The sequence below is a fragment of the Pseudomonas sp. AC242 genome, from assembly GCF_979258655.1.
On record NZ_OZ409873.1, the window covers coordinates 1,788,814 to 1,804,029 of the forward strand.

Annotated in this window: 15 protein-coding genes; 7 read left to right on the forward strand and 8 right to left on the reverse strand. The window is 59.1% G+C overall.

Translation table 11 applies throughout. The features are described 5' to 3' along the window. Positions 1-133: 133 nt before the first annotated feature. Positions 134-2,743, reverse strand: a complete 2,610-nt coding sequence (acnB, locus tag ACZZ0A_RS08200) for a bifunctional aconitate hydratase 2/2-methylisocitrate dehydratase (protein WP_463544080.1) — start codon at positions 2,741-2,743, stop codon at positions 134-136. 468 nt (positions 2,744-3,211) lie between these two features. Here acnB and ACZZ0A_RS08205 point away from each other — a divergent pair, with 468 nt between their 5' ends. Further along, positions 3,212-3,682, forward strand: coding sequence for a DUF1289 domain-containing protein (locus tag ACZZ0A_RS08205; RefSeq protein ID WP_038366489.1), 471 nt, complete (start codon positions 3,212-3,214; stop codon positions 3,680-3,682). 87 nt (positions 3,683-3,769) lie between these two features. Here the strand turns inward: ACZZ0A_RS08205 and ACZZ0A_RS08210 are convergent, their stop codons facing one another. Then, a complete protein-coding gene (locus ACZZ0A_RS08210) occupies positions 3,770-4,633 on the reverse strand; it encodes a universal stress protein (RefSeq protein WP_463542832.1) in 864 nt (287 codons plus the stop codon). A gap of 159 nt (positions 4,634-4,792) precedes the next feature. Between ACZZ0A_RS08210 and ACZZ0A_RS08215 the strand changes: the two genes are divergently transcribed. The 3 genes from ACZZ0A_RS08215 to ACZZ0A_RS08225 all read left to right on the forward strand — a co-directional run bounded on the left by ACZZ0A_RS08215 (position 4,793) and on the right by ACZZ0A_RS08225 (position 7,641). Then, positions 4,793-5,401, forward strand: coding sequence for a MiaE family protein (locus ACZZ0A_RS08215; RefSeq protein ID WP_007911009.1), 609 nt, complete (start codon positions 4,793-4,795; stop codon positions 5,399-5,401). Positions 5,402-5,646: 245 nt separating this feature from the next. Next, positions 5,647-6,354 (forward strand): response regulator, encoded by a 708-nt coding sequence (locus tag ACZZ0A_RS08220; protein WP_095111551.1) that lies wholly within the window; start codon positions 5,647-5,649, stop codon positions 6,352-6,354. Continuing rightward, positions 6,355-7,641 (forward strand): ATP-binding protein, encoded by a 1,287-nt coding sequence (locus ACZZ0A_RS08225; RefSeq protein WP_463542833.1) that lies wholly within the window; start codon positions 6,355-6,357, stop codon positions 7,639-7,641. Between the two features lie 102 nt (positions 7,642-7,743). Here ACZZ0A_RS08225 and ACZZ0A_RS08230 read toward each other — a convergent pair whose 3' ends face one another. After that, entirely contained in the window at positions 7,744-8,232 is a 489-nt protein-coding gene (locus tag ACZZ0A_RS08230) for a GFA family protein (RefSeq protein ID WP_007911003.1), read from the reverse strand. A gap of 138 nt (positions 8,233-8,370) precedes the next feature. Between ACZZ0A_RS08230 and glsB the strand changes: the two genes are divergently transcribed. Together glsB and ACZZ0A_RS08240 are read left to right on the forward strand one after the other, a co-directional pair. Further along, on the forward strand, positions 8,371-9,279 hold the full coding sequence (gene glsB, locus ACZZ0A_RS08235) for a glutaminase B (RefSeq protein WP_034152462.1): 909 nt from the start codon (positions 8,371-8,373) through the stop codon (positions 9,277-9,279). 199 nt (positions 9,280-9,478) lie between these two features. Further along, positions 9,479-10,981: an aldehyde dehydrogenase family protein gene (locus ACZZ0A_RS08240; RefSeq protein ID WP_463542834.1), complete on the forward strand. Its 1,503-nt coding sequence runs from the start codon at positions 9,479-9,481 to the stop codon at positions 10,979-10,981. Positions 10,982-11,103: 122 nt separating this feature from the next. On the opposite strand, the gene ACZZ0A_RS08245 is transcribed toward ACZZ0A_RS08240, so the two are convergent. The 3 genes from ACZZ0A_RS08245 to cynS form a co-directional block, all read right to left on the reverse strand. Beyond that, a complete protein-coding gene (locus ACZZ0A_RS08245; protein WP_463542835.1) occupies positions 11,104-11,763 on the reverse strand; it encodes a carbonic anhydrase in 660 nt (219 codons plus the stop codon). A gap of 12 nt (positions 11,764-11,775) precedes the next feature. Further along, positions 11,776-12,012: a DUF2790 domain-containing protein gene (locus tag ACZZ0A_RS08250; RefSeq protein ID WP_007910995.1), complete on the reverse strand. Its 237-nt coding sequence runs from the start codon at positions 12,010-12,012 to the stop codon at positions 11,776-11,778. Between the two features lie 81 nt (positions 12,013-12,093). Further along, positions 12,094-12,561 (reverse strand): cyanase, encoded by a 468-nt coding sequence (gene cynS / locus ACZZ0A_RS08255; RefSeq protein WP_463542836.1) that lies wholly within the window; start codon positions 12,559-12,561, stop codon positions 12,094-12,096. Positions 12,562-12,682: 121 nt separating this feature from the next. Here cynS and cynR point away from each other — a divergent pair, with 121 nt between their 5' ends. Beyond that, a complete protein-coding gene (gene cynR / locus ACZZ0A_RS08260; RefSeq protein WP_463542837.1) occupies positions 12,683-13,570 on the forward strand; it encodes a transcriptional regulator CynR in 888 nt (295 codons plus the stop codon). A 257-nt stretch (positions 13,571-13,827) separates the two neighbouring features. On the opposite strand, the gene ACZZ0A_RS08265 is transcribed toward cynR, so the two are convergent. Further along, on the reverse strand, positions 13,828-14,157 hold the full coding sequence (locus ACZZ0A_RS08265; RefSeq protein ID WP_007910633.1) for a hypothetical protein: 330 nt from the start codon (positions 14,155-14,157) through the stop codon (positions 13,828-13,830). A gap of 510 nt (positions 14,158-14,667) precedes the next feature. Further along, positions 14,668-15,171 carry a GNAT family N-acetyltransferase gene (locus tag ACZZ0A_RS08270; protein ID WP_463542838.1) on the reverse strand — a complete coding sequence of 168 codons (504 nt, stop codon included), beginning with the start codon at positions 15,169-15,171 and terminating at the stop codon, positions 14,668-14,670. Positions 15,172-15,216: the final 45 nt, after the last annotated feature.

The window sequence follows — 15,216 nt, forward strand, 5'->3', positions numbered from 1 at the left end:
CAACGATGTCGACTGACACTCCGCCATCGCTGGCTTGCCAGCGATGAGGCCCGAACAGACAACCACCCTCCATCAGGCATAAAAAAACGCCGCTCATCTGACGATGGGCGGCGTTTTTCATTGCGTTGCAGCGTTAGGCTTGAACGACCGGGATGTTGGCGTTCGCAGCAGCTTCACGGAACTCGGCGATCTGGTCGAAGGACAGGTAGCGGTAGATATCGGCCGCCATGCTGTCGATCTTGCCAGCGTATTCCATGTACTCCTCGACGGTCGGCAGGCGACCCAGGATCGAAGCAACGGACGCCAGCTCAGCCGAAGCCAGGTAGACGTTCGCGCCGTCGCCCAGACGGTTCGGGAAGTTACGGGTCGATGTCGACACCACGGTGCTGTTCGGCTCAACGCGTGCCTGGTTACCCATGCACAGCGAGCAGCCTGGCATTTCCATGCGTGCGCCAGCCTTGCCGTAGATGCCGTAGTAGCCTTCTTCGGTCAGTTGGTGAGCGTCCATCTTGGTCGGCGGCGACAGCCACAGACGGGTTGGCAGCTGACCTTTGACCTGATCCAGCAACTTACCGGCAGCGCGGAAGTGACCGATGTTGGTCATGCACGAACCGATGAACACTTCGTCGATCTTCTCGCCAGCAACGCTGGACAGCAGACGGGCATCGTCCGGGTCGTTCGGCGCGCACAGTACCGGCTCGCTGATGTCGGCCAGATCGATTTCGATGACTTCGGCGTATTCGGCGTCGGCATCGGCTTCCATCAGTTCCGGGTTGGCCACCCAGGCTTCCATCGCTTGAGCACGACGTTCCAGAGTACGAGCATCGCCGTAGCCTTCGCCGATCATCCAGCGCAGCAGGGTGATGTTGGAGTTCAGGTACTCGGTGATCGATTCTTTCGACAGCTTGATGGTGCAACCGGCAGCCGAACGTTCGGCCGAGGCGTCGGACAGTTCGAACGCCTGCTCCAGGGTCAGACCTTCCAGACCTTCGATTTCCAGGATGCGGCCGGAGAAGGCGTTTTTCTTGCCTTTCTTCTCGACGGTCAGCAGGCCGTTCTGGATAGCGAAGTAAGGAATCGCATGAACCAGGTCACGCAGGGTGATGCCAGGTTTCATTTTGCCTTTGAAGCGCACCAGGATCGATTCCGGCATGTCCAGCGGCATAACGCCGGTGGCCGCAGCAAACGCAACCAGACCGGAACCGGCCGGGAACGAAATGCCCATCGGGAAACGGGTGTGCGAGTCACCACCGGTACCGACGGTGTCTGGCAGCAGCATGCGGTTCAGCCACGAGTGGATGATGCCGTCGCCCGGACGCAGGGAAACGCCGCCGCGGGTCATGATGAAGTCAGGCAGGGTGTGGTGGGTGGTCACGTCGATCGGCTTCGGATACGCCGCGGTGTGGCAGAAGGACTGCATCACCAGATCAGCGGAGAAGCCCAGGCACGCCAGGTCTTTCAGTTCGTCACGGGTCATTGGACCGGTGGTGTCCTGAGAACCTACGGTGGTCATCTTCGGTTCGCAGTAGGTGCCAGGACGAACGCCTTGGCCTTCTGCCAGACCGCAAGCTTTACCAACCATTTTCTGCGCCAGGGTGAAACCCTTGGTGCTTTCAGCTGGAGCTTCCGGCTTCTTGAACAGATCGAACGGAGGCAGACCCAGTTCGGCGCGAGCCTTCTCGGTCAGGCCACGGCCGATGATCAACGGGATACGGCCGCCGGCACGGACTTCGTCCAACAGCACCGGGGTTTTCATTTCGAAGGTGGTCAGGACTTCGTCGGTGCCGTGTTTGCAGACTTTGCCAGCATGCGGGTACAGGTCGATCACGTCGCCCATGTTCATGTTGGAAACGTCGAACTCGATTGGCAGTGCGCCGGCATCTTCCATGGTGTTGTAGAAGATCGGAGCGATTTTGCTGCCGAAGCAGAAACCGCCAGCGCGCTTGTTCGGCACGTAAGGAACGTCGTCGCCGAAGAACCACAGTACCGAGTTGGTCGCCGATTTACGCGAGGAACCGGTACCGACCACGTCACCGACGTAGGCGATCGGGAAGCCTTGACCGCGCATTTCTTCGATCTGCTTCATCGGGCCGATGGCGCCCTGCTGATCAGGAACGATGCCGTCACGGGCCATTTTCAGCATGGCCAGGGCGTGCAGCGGGATGTCTGGACGCGACCAGGCATCTGGAGCAGGGGACAGGTCGTCGGTGTTGGTTTCGCCGGTAACCTTGAAGACGCGCAGGCTGATCTTGTCGGCCAGGGTCGGACGGTTCTTGAACCACTCGCCGTCAGCCCAGGATTGCAGCACGGCTTTAGCGTGAGCGTTGCCGTTCTTGGCTTTTTCCGCCACGTCGTGGAACGCATCGAACATCAGCAGGGTGTGCTTGAGTTGCGCGGCAGCGACTGGCGCCAGTTCGGCGTCGTCCAGCAGGTCAACCAGGGTCACGATGTTGTAGCCGCCCTGCATGGTGCCGAGCAGTTCTACAGCGCGCTTTTTGTCCAGCAGAGGGGAGGAAACTTCGCCCTTGGCCAGTGCAGACAGGAAGCCGGCTTTGACATAGGCCGCTTCGTCCACGCCTGGTGGAATGCGATTGGTGATCAGGTCAACGAGAAATTCTTCTTCGCCAGCCGGAGGGTTTTTCAGCAGCTCGACCATGCCTGCTGTTTGTTCGGCGTTAAGCGGCTGGGGAACGATACCCAGGGCTGCACGCTCTTCGATATGTTTGCGGTAGGCTTCAAGCACAGTTATTACCCTCATCAGTGGTCCCAAATGGGTGTCCGGGACGCTCATCCCGAAATTGCCGTACTCATGCTCCTCACGACGTTGTGGGTCGTTCGGCCAGAATTACCGGCAATTCCTTACAGAAGCTGCTTTCAAAGTTTTACGCCTGCAGAACGGGGAGCTGATGAGGGTTGGCGGTGGATTTTTCCCCGCTGGAAAAATCCCTCGCCAACACCGCTCTGAAGGAACGACTGTGCTCGTGACGCTTTGAAAACAGCTTCTAACGGACATTGGCGCCTTAAAAGGCTGGCTGATTCTACGGCAAAAAAAATTTAAAGGTAAGTCGCGCTCTATTGGACTTTCGTGGCAATGCGCGTGGCCGGGGCAAATGCCGCGCGCGGCTGTGACCCTGATGTTTGAGGGGTGATCAATGCCCGACAAAGGGCTAACATGCCGACCTGTTCCGCGTTTCAGTGTTTTGCCTATCTTATGCCCAATCAGACCATCAAGACCCCCTGCGTCGGCCTCTGCTCCACTGTTTACGGTGATCTGGTGTGCCGTGGCTGCAAGCGTTTCCACCACGAAGTGATCCACTGGAATGGGTACAACGAGGAGGAAAAGCGTGCAGTGTGGCTGCGTCTGGAGCAATTGCTGTCACAAGTGATGGCGGGCAAGGTCGAGATTTTCGATTCGGCGCGCCTGCGCGAGCAGCTGGAACAGCGCAAGATCCGCTTCGTGCCGCATCAGTCGGAGTATTGTTGGGCGTATCAGCTGATCGCCCGTGGCGCGCGGGTGATCATTAATCTGGAAGCCTACGGGATGGTGTTGCTGCCGGAGTTTCGCGACTGGAACCTGCCGGAATTGCGTGATGCCATTGATCGGGAATTCTTCCTGCTGTCGGAAGCGCACTATCAGCGCTACATCGCCCCCGGATTCCTCAAAGACGCCTTTGGCGCCTGAAGGTCAAAAGATCGCAGCGTGCCGCAGCTCCTACATGGGAATGCGTTCTACCTGTAGGAGCTGCCGAAGGCTGCGATCTTTTGATCTTTAATGCTTCACCGCCAACTCCACCAGATGATCTTCAACCTCCTGCGGTTTGAGCACCAGCACATCGCTCTCCAGTGCATCGAGCACAACTTCCGCCGTATTGCCGATCAATGCCCCGGACAACCCGGTACGCGCCACCGTGCCGATCACGGTCACCGCCGCCTGCAGCTTGTGCGCCATAAACGGGATCAACACATCCGCCGGGCCTTCCTCGATGTGCAGATGTTCATCATCGACATCGAATTCCTCCTGAAACGCCCGGCATTGCTCGCGATAACGCGCCTCGATCGTTTCACTCAGTTGCAGCGTCGGGTCCGCCGCCGACAGCATCGGCGATGGGTGCGCAGCGATGACGTGCAGATGCGCCTTGGCCAGACTGGCAATGTCGTAGCCATGATCAATGATCGTCGTGTGCAAATGCCGGTGTTCGCCATCGGCATTGCCCACGTCCACCGCCGCCAGAATCACTTTGTCCTTCCAGGAACCTGCGGTTTTCACCAGCAACACCGGGGTAGGGCAGTGGCGCAAGAGCTTCCAGTCCGCCGGGGTCAGCAGGGCTTTTTTCAGTGAGCTGTCGGGGAAATGCTGCTTGATCACCAGCCCGCAACCCTCGGCCTGCTGCACATCGATGATGGTTTCGTGCAGGCTTTCATTCCATGCCTGTTCGGTGGTCACGCTGTAGCCGTCGGCCACCAGCGCAGCCTTGAGTACGCCAAGCATGCCGGCGTGGTCGTGTTTCCTGTCGCACACCAACAGGTGCAGGTGGGCCTGGGTTACGCCGGCGATCAACTTGGCGCGCTTGAGCGCCAGGCTTTCCGAATGTTCGGGTTCGATGACCACCAGAATGCTGCGAATGGCTTGCATGAGCGGAGTCTCCAGCAAAGAAAAGGCACGGCGTTGCACAACTATAGTTGCTGCTCGATCGTGTGCGACTTGATGCATATCAACGCCAGCCGCTGGTGGTCTGCGGACAGGCCGGTATAATCGGCGCCCTTCGCTCGAACACCTTTTACCGTGAGCCCCATGATCCTTCCCGAAATCCACGAATTCCTTGGCTGCCGCACCCCCGACGCCTGGGTTCAGGCCGCCCTGGCCGATCAGGAAACCCTGCTGATCGACCACAAGAACTGCGAGTTCAAGGCTGCCAGCACCGCCCTGAGCCTGATTGCCAAGTACCATTCCCACGTCGACCTGATCAACATGATGTCGCGTCTGGCCCGGGAAGAACTGGTGCACCACGAGCAGGTCATGCGCATCATGAAGCGGCGCAAGATCGAACTGCGCCAGCTCCACGCCGGTCGTTACGCCTCGAGCTTGCGTAAGGTGGTGCGCAGCCATGAGCCGGTGAAACTGGTGGATACGCTGGTGGTCGGCGCGTTTATCGAAGCGCGCAGTTGCGAGCGGTTCGAAGCCCTGGTGCCGCATTTGGACGAAGAACTCGGCAAGTTTTACTTTGGCCTGCTGAAAAGCGAGGCGCGGCATTTTCAGGGTTATCTGAAACTGGCCTATCAGTACGGCGATGCGAAGGATATTGCTCAGGTCATCGAGAAAGTCCGCGCCGCCGAGCAGGAACTGATCGAGTCGCCGGACGAAGAATTCCGCTTCCACAGCGGTGTGCCGGCCACCGCATGACTCCGTGTAGGAGTTGCCGAAGGCTGCGATCTTTTGCTTTTGACGAAGCCGGATCAAAAGATCGCAGCCTTCGGCAGCTCCTACAGATGTAGCGATCAGTGCATGAATGTTAAAAACTCTTAAGAGTATGAAACATCACCGAAAACCGGCCCAAGCGGCCGGTTTTTGCTGCCTGAAACAAACGCCTGCGCCATGAAAGCCGCCATAATGCCGACCACTTCACACAAGGGCGGCAGACGGGCGTTATGGATAACCTGGGTTTTGGCAAAGTCCTGTTGGTGGAAGACGATGAGCGTCTGGCGGCGTTGATCGCCCACTTTCTCGAACAACACGGCTACGAGGTGCGTACGGTGCATCGTGGAGACCTGGCCGTGGCTGCCTTTCTGGAATTCAAGCCGAAAGTCGTGGTGCTCGACCTGATGCTGCCGGGGCAGAGCGGTCTGCACGTATGCCGCGAGATTCGCAGCGTGTCGGACACGCCGATCGTGATCCTGACGGCCAAGGAAGACGATCTCGACCATATCCTCGGTCTGGAGTCCGGCGCCGATGATTACGTAATCAAACCAATCAAGCCACCGGTGTTGCTGGCCCGGCTGCGCGCGTTGCAACGGCGGCAGGTGCCGGACAGCAACGTGGTGAGTTATATGGAGTTTGGCCAGTTGAGCGTTGACCGCAGTTGCCGTGAAGTGCGGCTGGCGGGCGAGGTCATCGAAATGACCACCATGGAATTCGAGCTGCTGTGGTTGCTGGCCAGCGCCGCCGGCAAAGTGCTGTCGCGCGACGACATCCTCAATCGCATGCGCGGGATTGCCTTCGACGGCCTCAACCGCAGCGTCGACGTGTACATCAGCAAATTACGCAACAAACTCAAAGACAATCCCCGCGAGCCGATGTGCATCAAAACCGTGTGGGGCAAGGGTTATCTGTTCAATCCGTTCGCGTGGGAGTTGTAGATGCTGCGGTTATTTCTCGGGCTGTTTCTGGTCATGACGTTGGGTCTGGTGCTGGCCTTGCAGACGGTCGAGCGCACCTTTGATGCCTTGCTCGATTATCAGATGCAGGACTACAACCGTGAGGCCGTGCGCGGCCAGGCATGGACATTGGGCCAGCAGTTGCGTGACCTCGACGGCACCGCCCGGGAAAAGCAACTGGAAACGATCCGCCCGCATTACGGTTTGGGGCTGACGCTGGTCGATACCACTGAACTGGCCCTGAGCGACGAGGAAAAAGCCGAACTGGCCAAAGGGCTGCTGGTGATCCGCGACCAGTACAACCAGTACATTTCCGCGATTGATGAGGGGCCGCAGTTGCTCAGCATCCGCTTGCCGGCCGAGCCGAGCCTGATGCCGTTCTACATCGCCGCTGCCTACCTGATGATCGCCGTGCTGATCGGCATCGTGCTGTTTTTCTGGGTACGTCCACACTGGCGCGATCTGGAGAAACTGCGCCTGGCTGCCGAGCGTTTCGGCGACAACGATCTGTCGGTGCGCATTCAACTGTCGAAACGCTCGAACATCCGCGATCTGGCCGAGCACTTCAATCTGATGGCTGCACGCATTGAAGGGTTGATCGCTAACCAGCGTGAACTGACCAATGCCGTGTCCCACGAATTGCGCACGCCGATCGCGCGGCTGTCGTTTGAACTTGATCAACTCAAGCAGCAGCCGGACGCCAGCCAGAACCGCGAGCTGATTGCCGACATGTACGCAGACCTTGGTGAACTGGAGGAGATGGTTTCCGAATTGCTCACCTACGCCAGCCTTGAACGTGGCGCGACGGTGATCAAGCGCGAAAACATCCAGGCTGCCAATTGGCTTGATAGCGTGGTTGGCAGCGTGGCGCTGGAGGCCGAAGCAGCGGGAGTACAGTTGCTGATCGGTGATTGCCGGCTCGACACCGTGCGCATTGAGCCGCGATTCATGGCGCGGGCGGTGATCAATCTGCTGCGCAACGCGATTCGCTATGCCGAGCAACGCGTTGAAGTGTCGCTGGTGCGCACCGGCGATTATTACGAAGTGCGGGTCAACGACGATGGACCGGGAGTGCCGGTGCACGGGCGAGAGAAGATCTTTGAGCCGTTTTCGCGGCTGGATGCCAGCCGGGATCGCCGCACCGGCGGGTTTGGTTTGGGCCTGGCGTTGGTGCGAAGGGTGTCGCAATCCCATGGCGGCCATGTAGAGGTGGGTGATTCTCCCTGGGGTGGAGCGTCGTTCCGGATGACCTGGGCGCATCTGGATTAGTTCTGTGGCTTGTGCCTGCTCGCGAAAGCCTCGGGTCAGTCAGCATGGGTGTGTCTGATCCACCGCTATCGCGAGCAGGCTCACTCCTACAGGGGGCACGGTTCAGCGGGTCAAACCGAGGCGTTCATGCCACTGGGCGATGGATTCTTCGGGGTAGACGTCGAACTGTTTGTCTTTCGATTTAGCGTCTACTTCTACCCAAGGCGCTTTCGAACCGAGCATCAGATGTGTGTGCTCCGGCGGCACCGGCAGCGGTGTGTCGATGGCCGAGGCGAACGGGTGAATCAGCTCTGGCCACTCCGGGCTGAACAGCCACAAGCCGCTGCCGCACAGTGAACAGAAATGCCGTTCAGCGGTGCTGCGATGGGCGCGCTGGTCGTCAGCGTCCTTCATCTTCGCGTGATAGACGCTGATGTGTTTGCGCCCGCGCACCTTGAGGCTGGTCGCGTCGCCGCCGAGGTTGATCGCATAACCGCCGCCGCCCTGAGTCTTGCGACAGATCGAGCAATAGCAGCGTTGATAAGGGTAGGGGTGGGCGCTGGTGAGACTGAACGTGACCTCGCCGCAATGGCAGGAGCCTTCGAGCTGCATGGTTGCTCTCCCGTTTTTGAATGTGCGGTTGAGCCTAGAACATTCAGTGCGATGGTGGCCGGTGTGATTCGACGGGCGGGCGCAGCGTCTAGCCCCAGTGTCCCCGCAATCCCATGGGGCGAGACTTCGGAACCCGGCATGCAAGCGCTGTTGAACGAGATTCTTGACGCTGTCCGCCCGTTGATCGGGCAGGGCAAGGTGGCTGACTACATTCCCGCCCTCGGCACCGTGCCGGCCAATCAGCTGGGCATCGCCGTGTACGGCAACGACGGCGAGATGTATTGCGCCGGTGACGCCGAGACGCCGTTCTCGGTGCAGAGTATTTCCAAGGTGTTCAGCCTGGTGCAGGCGATCGATCATTCCGGCGAAGCGATCTGGGAACGCCTCGGTCACGAGCCGTCCGGGCAACCGTTCAACTCGCTGGTGCAGCTGGAATTCGAGCGCGGTCGGCCGCGCAATCCGTTCATCAACGCCGGTGCGCTGGTGATCTGCGATATCAACCAGTCGCGCTTTGCCGCACCAACCCTGTCGATGCGCGATTTCGTCCGCCGACTGTCGGGCAATCCGCAGATCATGATCGACGGCAAAGTCGCCGACTCGGAATACCAGCACCGCGCGCGCAATGCAGCGATGGCGTATCTGATGCAGTCGTTCGGCAATTTTCACAACGATGTCGAAGCGGTGCTGCGCAGCTATTTCAGTCACTGCGCGTTGCGCATGAACTGCATCGATCTGGCGCGGGCGTTCTGCTTTCTGGCCAACGACGGTTTCTGCAAACACAGCGGCGAACAGATCCTCACGCGTCGGCAGACCCAGCAGGTCAACTCGATCATGGCCACCAGCGGGCTGTATGACGAAGCGGGTAACTTCGCTTACCGCGTCGGCTTGCCGGGCAAGAGCGGCGTCGGTGGCGGGATTGTTGCCGTGGTGCCGGGGCAGTTCACGGTGTGCGTGTGGTCGCCGGAGTTGAATGCTGCGGGGAATTCGCTGGCGGGGATGGCGGCGCTGGAGATGCTCAGTTCGCGGATTGGCTGGTCGGTGTTCTGATCCGATCACACAGACACCACAAAACCCTGTGGGAGCAGGCTTGCCAGCGATGAGGGCCTGTCAGTCACTATAAATTGACTGAACCACCGCTATCGCTGGCAAGCCAGCTCCCACAGGTTTCTTAAGTGTTTGAAGAGGTGTATTTCATCGAGTAATCCGCTACATTTTCCGGCCGCTCCCTGCATGGTGAATCCGCTTCATGTCTCTCGCGCTCGAACGTCTAGTCGCTGGCACGCCGATCCCTTTCGCTGGTAACCGCGTCACCGTGGTCAGCCCCGAACTGGCCGCGCGCTTTCAACCCGGTGACCACCTGCTGGTGGAGCAGGTCAGTGGCGAGCTGTTGTTGATCCCCGTGGCCGATCAACAAGCAGCGTCCGTGGCGATCGAGCGTGCGGCAGCGGCATTCACCGCGCTGTCGGCGGTGTCCGATGAGGCCATCAGCCAGTTTTTCGACCTGTTTGCGCAACGACTGGAAACCCCGGCGTGCTGGGCGCACATCGAAACCGCCAACCTCGCCGACATCGAAAGGGCCAAAGCGCGCGGCCGCTCCACCACCCGGCTGCTCGCTGATGAGCGCATGCGTCGCGACATGATCGCCGGCCTGCGCGCCTGGCGTGATGCCGCCGCCACGCGCGGCAAAGTCATCAGCAGCGTCGAGCACGACGGCTGGAAGGTTGAACAGGTTGTCTCGCCATTGGGCATCGTCGCGTTTGTCTTCGAAGGACGCCCTAACGTGTTCGCCGACGCCGCCGGTGTCTTGCGCACCGGCAACACCGCTGTGCTGCGCATCGGCAGCGATGCCTTGGGCACCGCGCAAGCCATCGTCACTCATGCCTTGAACCCGGCGCTGGCCGACGCCGGTCTGCCGGCCGGTGCGGTGTCGTTGGTGGAAAGTGTCAATCATGCCGCCGGTTGGGCGATGTTCGCTGATCGGCGTTTGTCGTTGGCCGTGGCGCGCGGTTCGGGTCGTGCGGTCAGTCAGTTGGGCAGCATTGCCCAGCAAGCCGGCACCGCCGTCAGCCTGCATGGCACGGGTGGCGCGTGGTTGATCGCCGATCGTGCAGCGGACGCCAATCGCTTTGCCGCGGTGGTGCGCAACTCGCTGGACCGCAAAGTCTGCAACACGCTCAACGTGTGCCTGATCCAGCGTGATCGCGCGGCGGAATTGGTACCGTTGTTTCTCGACGCGCTGCAACAGGCCGGTACTGCGCGTGGCCAGGGCTGCAAATTGCATATCGTCGAAGGTAGCGAAGGCTGCTTGCCGAGTGAGTGGCAGAACGCGACGGTCGAGGTTTATCGCGCCGAGGGTTATCAGACCGAAGCACTGGCAGAACCCTTGGCAGAGTCCGAGTTGGGCCGCGAGTGGGAATGGGAAGAAACCCCGGAAGTCAGCCTGATGATCGTTGACGATCTGGATCAGGCGATCGCCTTGTTCAACCGCTACAGCCCGCAGTTCACTGTGTCGTTGATCAGTGAGGATGCGCAGGTGCAGGAGCGCTTTTACAACGCGGTCAACGCTCCGTTCGTGGGCAATGGCATTACCCGTTGGGTCGATGGGCAATATGCGTTGAACAAGCCGGAGCTAGGCCTTTCGAACTGGGAGAGCGGGCGCTTGTTTGCGCGCAGTGCGATTCTTTCAGGGGATGGCGTATTCACTGTTCGTAGCCGGATGAGCCAGATCGACCTCACCGTAAAACGCTGATCTCGTAGTCAGTGATCGTTCCCACGCTCCAGCGTGGGAACGCAGCCCGTAATGCTCCGCGTCACTGGACGCATAGCGTCCCCAGAGGCATTCCCACGCAGAGCGTGGGAACGATCAGTTGCTCAGGCAGCAAGGGTGGTTTGTGCATGGATCGCGCAAGTCGCCGGTTGCTCGGCCAGCGGCACAAACGTGCGGCGGTCCGAGGACAGAGCATCGATCGAGCCCGTCTCGATGTCATACACCCAGCCGTGCAGGTTCAGCAGACCTTTCTCCTGTGCCAGACGCACGCTCGGGTGGGTCTGAATGTTCGCCAGTTGCGCGATCACGTTCTCGCGCACCATCGAACTCAATTTCGCCGCGTCATTGGCATGCGGCCGCGACTCGTTAACCACTTTCGCCGACTCGGCATGCTGCAACCAGCCGCTGACGGCGGGCAGGTGATCCATGCATTTACACTTGGCGATCGCGGTCATCGCGCCGCAGTCAGAATGCCCGCAGATCACAATGTCGGTCACCCCAAGCACCGCCACCGCGTACTCCACCGTCGCCGAAACCCCGCCCGGATGCGGGCTGTAGGACGGCACGATATTACCGGCATTGCGGATCACGAACAGCTCGCCAGGTTCTTGCTGGGTCAGTAATTCCGGCACGACACGGCTGTCAGAACAGGTGATGAACAAGGTGCCGGGCTGTTGCGTGGTCGCCAGGTGTTTGAACAGTTCGGTGCGTTGTGGAAACGCTTCGTTCTGGAATTTCAGGAAGCCATCAATCAGGTTTTTCATGGTGTTGTCCTCTCAGTTCGAGCAACCGCTGCCGAATTCGCTGTATTGAAGAATGTGTTTGCCGCCGCTGCTGTCCAGATACGTCATCTCCACCGGCACCACGCCACACACATCGGCAACCGGGGTAATGCTCAGCACGTGGGCGATGTCCAGTTGCATGCCGTAGCGGTAGGCAACGGCCTCGTCAGCGGCAGATGCCTGGGCGCAAATGCCGCCGAGCAGGGCCAGAATCAACAGAATTTTTTGCATGGGGCAGCCTCCAGATGTGTTTGGTGACGGGTAGCCATTTGAGGTGTGTTGGCCCGCACGCAGGGTGCGGGCCGGTGCGGATCAGAACGGACGCAGGGGCAGGAACTTGCCGTCGAGGGTGACCACGGCGCGGGAACCGCCTTCCGGGTCTTCGACTTTCTTGATGTCGAGTTTGAAGTTGATCGCGCTGATGATGCCGTCGCCGAACTGTTCGTGAACCAGCGCTTTAAGGGTGGTGCCGTAGATCTGGATCATCTCGTGGAAGCGGTAGATGGTCGGGTCGGTCGGCACACCGCTGAGGCTGCCACGCAGCGGGATGATCTGCATCGCCGCGACGTCTTCAGCGCTCAGTTCGAGCTTGTCACCGACCACTTGGGCGGCGTTTTCCGGCAGCGGGTGCTGGCCGAGCAGGGCGGCGGTGACGTACGCCAGGCTCAGACCGGTGTCGTCAGCGAGAGCCTGCCACGACAGATCTTTGCGTGCCTTGGCATCGAGAATGCGGGTAGTCAGGGCCAGGCTGGTGTCGTTGTAGACGTGGGACTGTTGCATGGTGTCACTCCTTTCAGGGGTTGGCTTGCTGTGTGGGATTGATCTTCTGCTGATTGATCCATAGCGTCCAAGACCGATATACAATGCTTGGCATAAGCCCTGCCTATAGATGGTGTTTCCCATGCTGCTGCGACATCTGCGTTATCTGCTGGCCGTTGCCGATCACGGCGGCTTCACCCGTGCTGCCGAGGCATTGCATGTGTCGCAGCCGACCCTGTCGCAGCAGATTCGCCAATTGGAGGAAACCCTTCGGGTGAGCTTGTTTGATCGCACTTCGCGTACGGTCAAACCCACCGATGCCGGCGAGGCCTACATCGAATGCGCGCGGCGGGTGCTGGTAGAGCTGGAGGCGGGCAAGCGCGCGTTGCATGACGTGAAGGATTTGTCTCGCGGGACGTTGCGTCTGGCGATGACGCCGACGTTCATGGCGTATCTGGTCGGGCCGTTGGTGCGCGATTTTGCGGCGCGATATCCGGGGATTCATCTGCAGATTTTTGAGCTGTCGATGGACGACATCGAGGCGGGGCTGGCGGATGACTCGCTGGATATTGCGATTGCGTTTACGCCGGTGCGTAACGTCGATATCGAATGTATTCCGGCGTTTACCGAAACGCTGGGGATCATGGTTGGGCGGGAGCATCCGCTGTATGACAGTGTGGCGGTGCTGACACCGGAGGATATCGCTTCATTGGATTTCGCCTTGTTGGCGCCGGACTTCATCACGCGGTTATCGGTGGATGAGTATTTTCGCCAACACGGGATTACGCCGCAGGTGCGGATCGAGGTGAATTCGGTGAGTACGTTGCTGGAAGTGGTGCGTTTTTCGCCGCTGGCGACAATGTTGCCGCAGGCGATTGCGACGGAGGATCGGGCGTTGCGCCGGTTGCGGGTTGAAGGTGATGCGCCGGAGCGTGGAGCGGCGTTGTTGCGGCGGCGCAATAATTATCACAGTGCGGCGGCGGTGGCGTTTGTAGAATTGGTGTTGGACATGGGAAGCCCCTCACCCTAACCCTCTCCCAGTGGGAGAGGGGACTGACTGAGGGATGTTGGAGTAATACGCCGACCTGAGAGTGTTTTGCTGAATCCATAATCAACTCGGTGTTCCGGGTTAAAGGATGACTTTATACAACTCGATCGGCTCCCTCTCCCTCGGGAGAGGGCTGGGGTGAGGGGCTACAATTCCAGTCACGCCAAATCAATGCAAGCGAACAAAAAAAGGCCTGCTTCCTTTAAGGAGGCAGGCCTTTCAATTATTTAATGACTAACTCAGCAGAACCGATCAATCACCCGAACTTCATTGTTGTTCTGCATCGAATCCCACGCCTGTTTCAGCGTTTGCAGAACATTACCGATGAAGTCCTTGTCGGCCGCAGCCTTCTTGCCAACATAACCGTGGCCACGGCGGTACATCTTCAGGCGGGCCAGCAGGTTCTGATGATTGCGGTCGAACTCGTCTTCGTCAGCATGGGTCGCCAGGCAGTCGATATGCACCTGCCCCGACTTGCTGATCCAGAGAATATGGCTGTCGTGGCTGTCTTTCTGCGCAGCGAACATACGAGCCAGTTCTTCGATAGTAGGTTGATTGTTCAGATTCATGATTTTGCCCCTTGACCAGTCTGGTGATCTTTCAAAGTTGATTCGCTAATACAGGTAGCCCATCGGTTAGTTGATCCCTGGCACCGAAACCAGGACGTCAGCGCTCGCCCGTGTGAAGTACGGGGTCGTGCATCTGTTGCATGTAGTCGTGTTGAATAACTGCTACGCAATAGCGTCACAACGAGGAGAAGCAGCGAAAACCGGGAGGCTCCTTGACGACATTTACCGTGTCGACCACAAGCGTCTTGAGAATTTTCGCCAGCGCTTCTCGTCCTTGTACTGGACGTTCAGGCCAGGTCAGCTTCTTCAATCTGCCTTGTGGGCAGCGTGTATCCGGAAAAAACAACTCGGCGGTCAGACGAGTTTGCTCAAGCGTGTTACCGATGTTCCCGATCGGGGAACGTCTTCATCATGCAAAAGCAAAACGATGCCGTCAACGGTTTTGTAGTGATTATTTTTGCTCACTACATATTGTCGGACAAAGCTGTTTTGGAATGAGAAAGAATCCGTTCAGGCAGCGGAAAAAGGCGTGCGCAGCACGTAGAAGGTGCACGGATAACCGTCTACTTCGCGCTGCTGCAGGGTGAAGTGGCCGTCGCTCAATAACGGAATCAGCCTGGCCCAGAAGCGCTGCGCCGGCAGGTTGGCGTCGATGTGGAAAATCTGCCATTGACCGGGGATCTGGCTCAAGAGGGCAGAGACGACAAACTGCGCGACGCCTTGGCCACGAAAGCGTCGTGCGATGAAGAAGTAGCCAATGTTGTGTTCGGCGCCGGCGACGTGGGTTTCGTTATCGACGGTCACGAAACCGGCCAGTTCGCCGTCGACCTGAATCAGAAATGGTTGGGTAGCCGGGTGGCGCCAGTAGTCGATTTTCGGCTGGATGGAGAAGAAACCATGCGCAGCGAGCTTTAGCGGCAGCCATTCGCTGAAGTCGTACATGTAGAACTGCATGAGGTTTTCGATGATTTCCAGCTCATCGCGCTGGGCTGGGTGCAGTTCGATATTGGCCATACGCCGGGTTCCTGAAAGTGCTGAGCCTTGCAGAAACACTAGCGG

Bases quoted from the DNA above. Each gene is read 5' to 3' on its own strand.
- ACZZ0A_RS08205 (WP_038366489.1), top strand. From the start codon at position 3,212: ATGCCCAATCAGACCATCAAGACCCCCTGCGTCGGCCTCTGCTCCACT.
- ACZZ0A_RS08210 (WP_463542832.1), bottom strand. From the start codon at position 4,633: ATGCAAGCCATTCGCAGCATTCTGGTGGTCATCGAACCCGAACATTCG.
- ACZZ0A_RS08215 (WP_007911009.1), top strand. From the start codon at position 4,793: ATGATCCTTCCCGAAATCCACGAATTCCTTGGCTGCCGCACCCCCGAC.
- ACZZ0A_RS08220 (WP_095111551.1), top strand. From the start codon at position 5,647: ATGGATAACCTGGGTTTTGGCAAAGTCCTGTTGGTGGAAGACGATGAG.
- ACZZ0A_RS08225 (WP_463542833.1), top strand. From the start codon at position 6,355: ATGCTGCGGTTATTTCTCGGGCTGTTTCTGGTCATGACGTTGGGTCTG.
- ACZZ0A_RS08230 (WP_007911003.1), bottom strand. From the start codon at position 8,232: ATGCAGCTCGAAGGCTCCTGCCATTGCGGCGAGGTCACGTTCAGTCTC.
- glsB (WP_034152462.1), top strand. From the start codon at position 8,371: ATGCAAGCGCTGTTGAACGAGATTCTTGACGCTGTCCGCCCGTTGATC.
- ACZZ0A_RS08240 (WP_463542834.1), top strand. From the start codon at position 9,479: ATGTCTCTCGCGCTCGAACGTCTAGTCGCTGGCACGCCGATCCCTTTC.
- ACZZ0A_RS08245 (WP_463542835.1), bottom strand. From the start codon at position 11,763: ATGAAAAACCTGATTGATGGCTTCCTGAAATTCCAGAACGAAGCGTTT.
- ACZZ0A_RS08250 (WP_007910995.1), bottom strand. From the start codon at position 12,012: ATGCAAAAAATTCTGTTGATTCTGGCCCTGCTCGGCGGCATTTGCGCC.
- cynS (WP_463542836.1), bottom strand. From the start codon at position 12,561: ATGCAACAGTCCCACGTCTACAACGACACCAGCCTGGCCCTGACTACC.
- cynR (WP_463542837.1), top strand. From the start codon at position 12,683: ATGCTGCTGCGACATCTGCGTTATCTGCTGGCCGTTGCCGATCACGGC.
- ACZZ0A_RS08265 (WP_007910633.1), bottom strand. From the start codon at position 14,157: ATGAATCTGAACAATCAACCTACTATCGAAGAACTGGCTCGTATGTTC.
- ACZZ0A_RS08270 (WP_463542838.1), bottom strand. From the start codon at position 15,171: ATGGCCAATATCGAACTGCACCCAGCCCAGCGCGATGAGCTGGAAATC.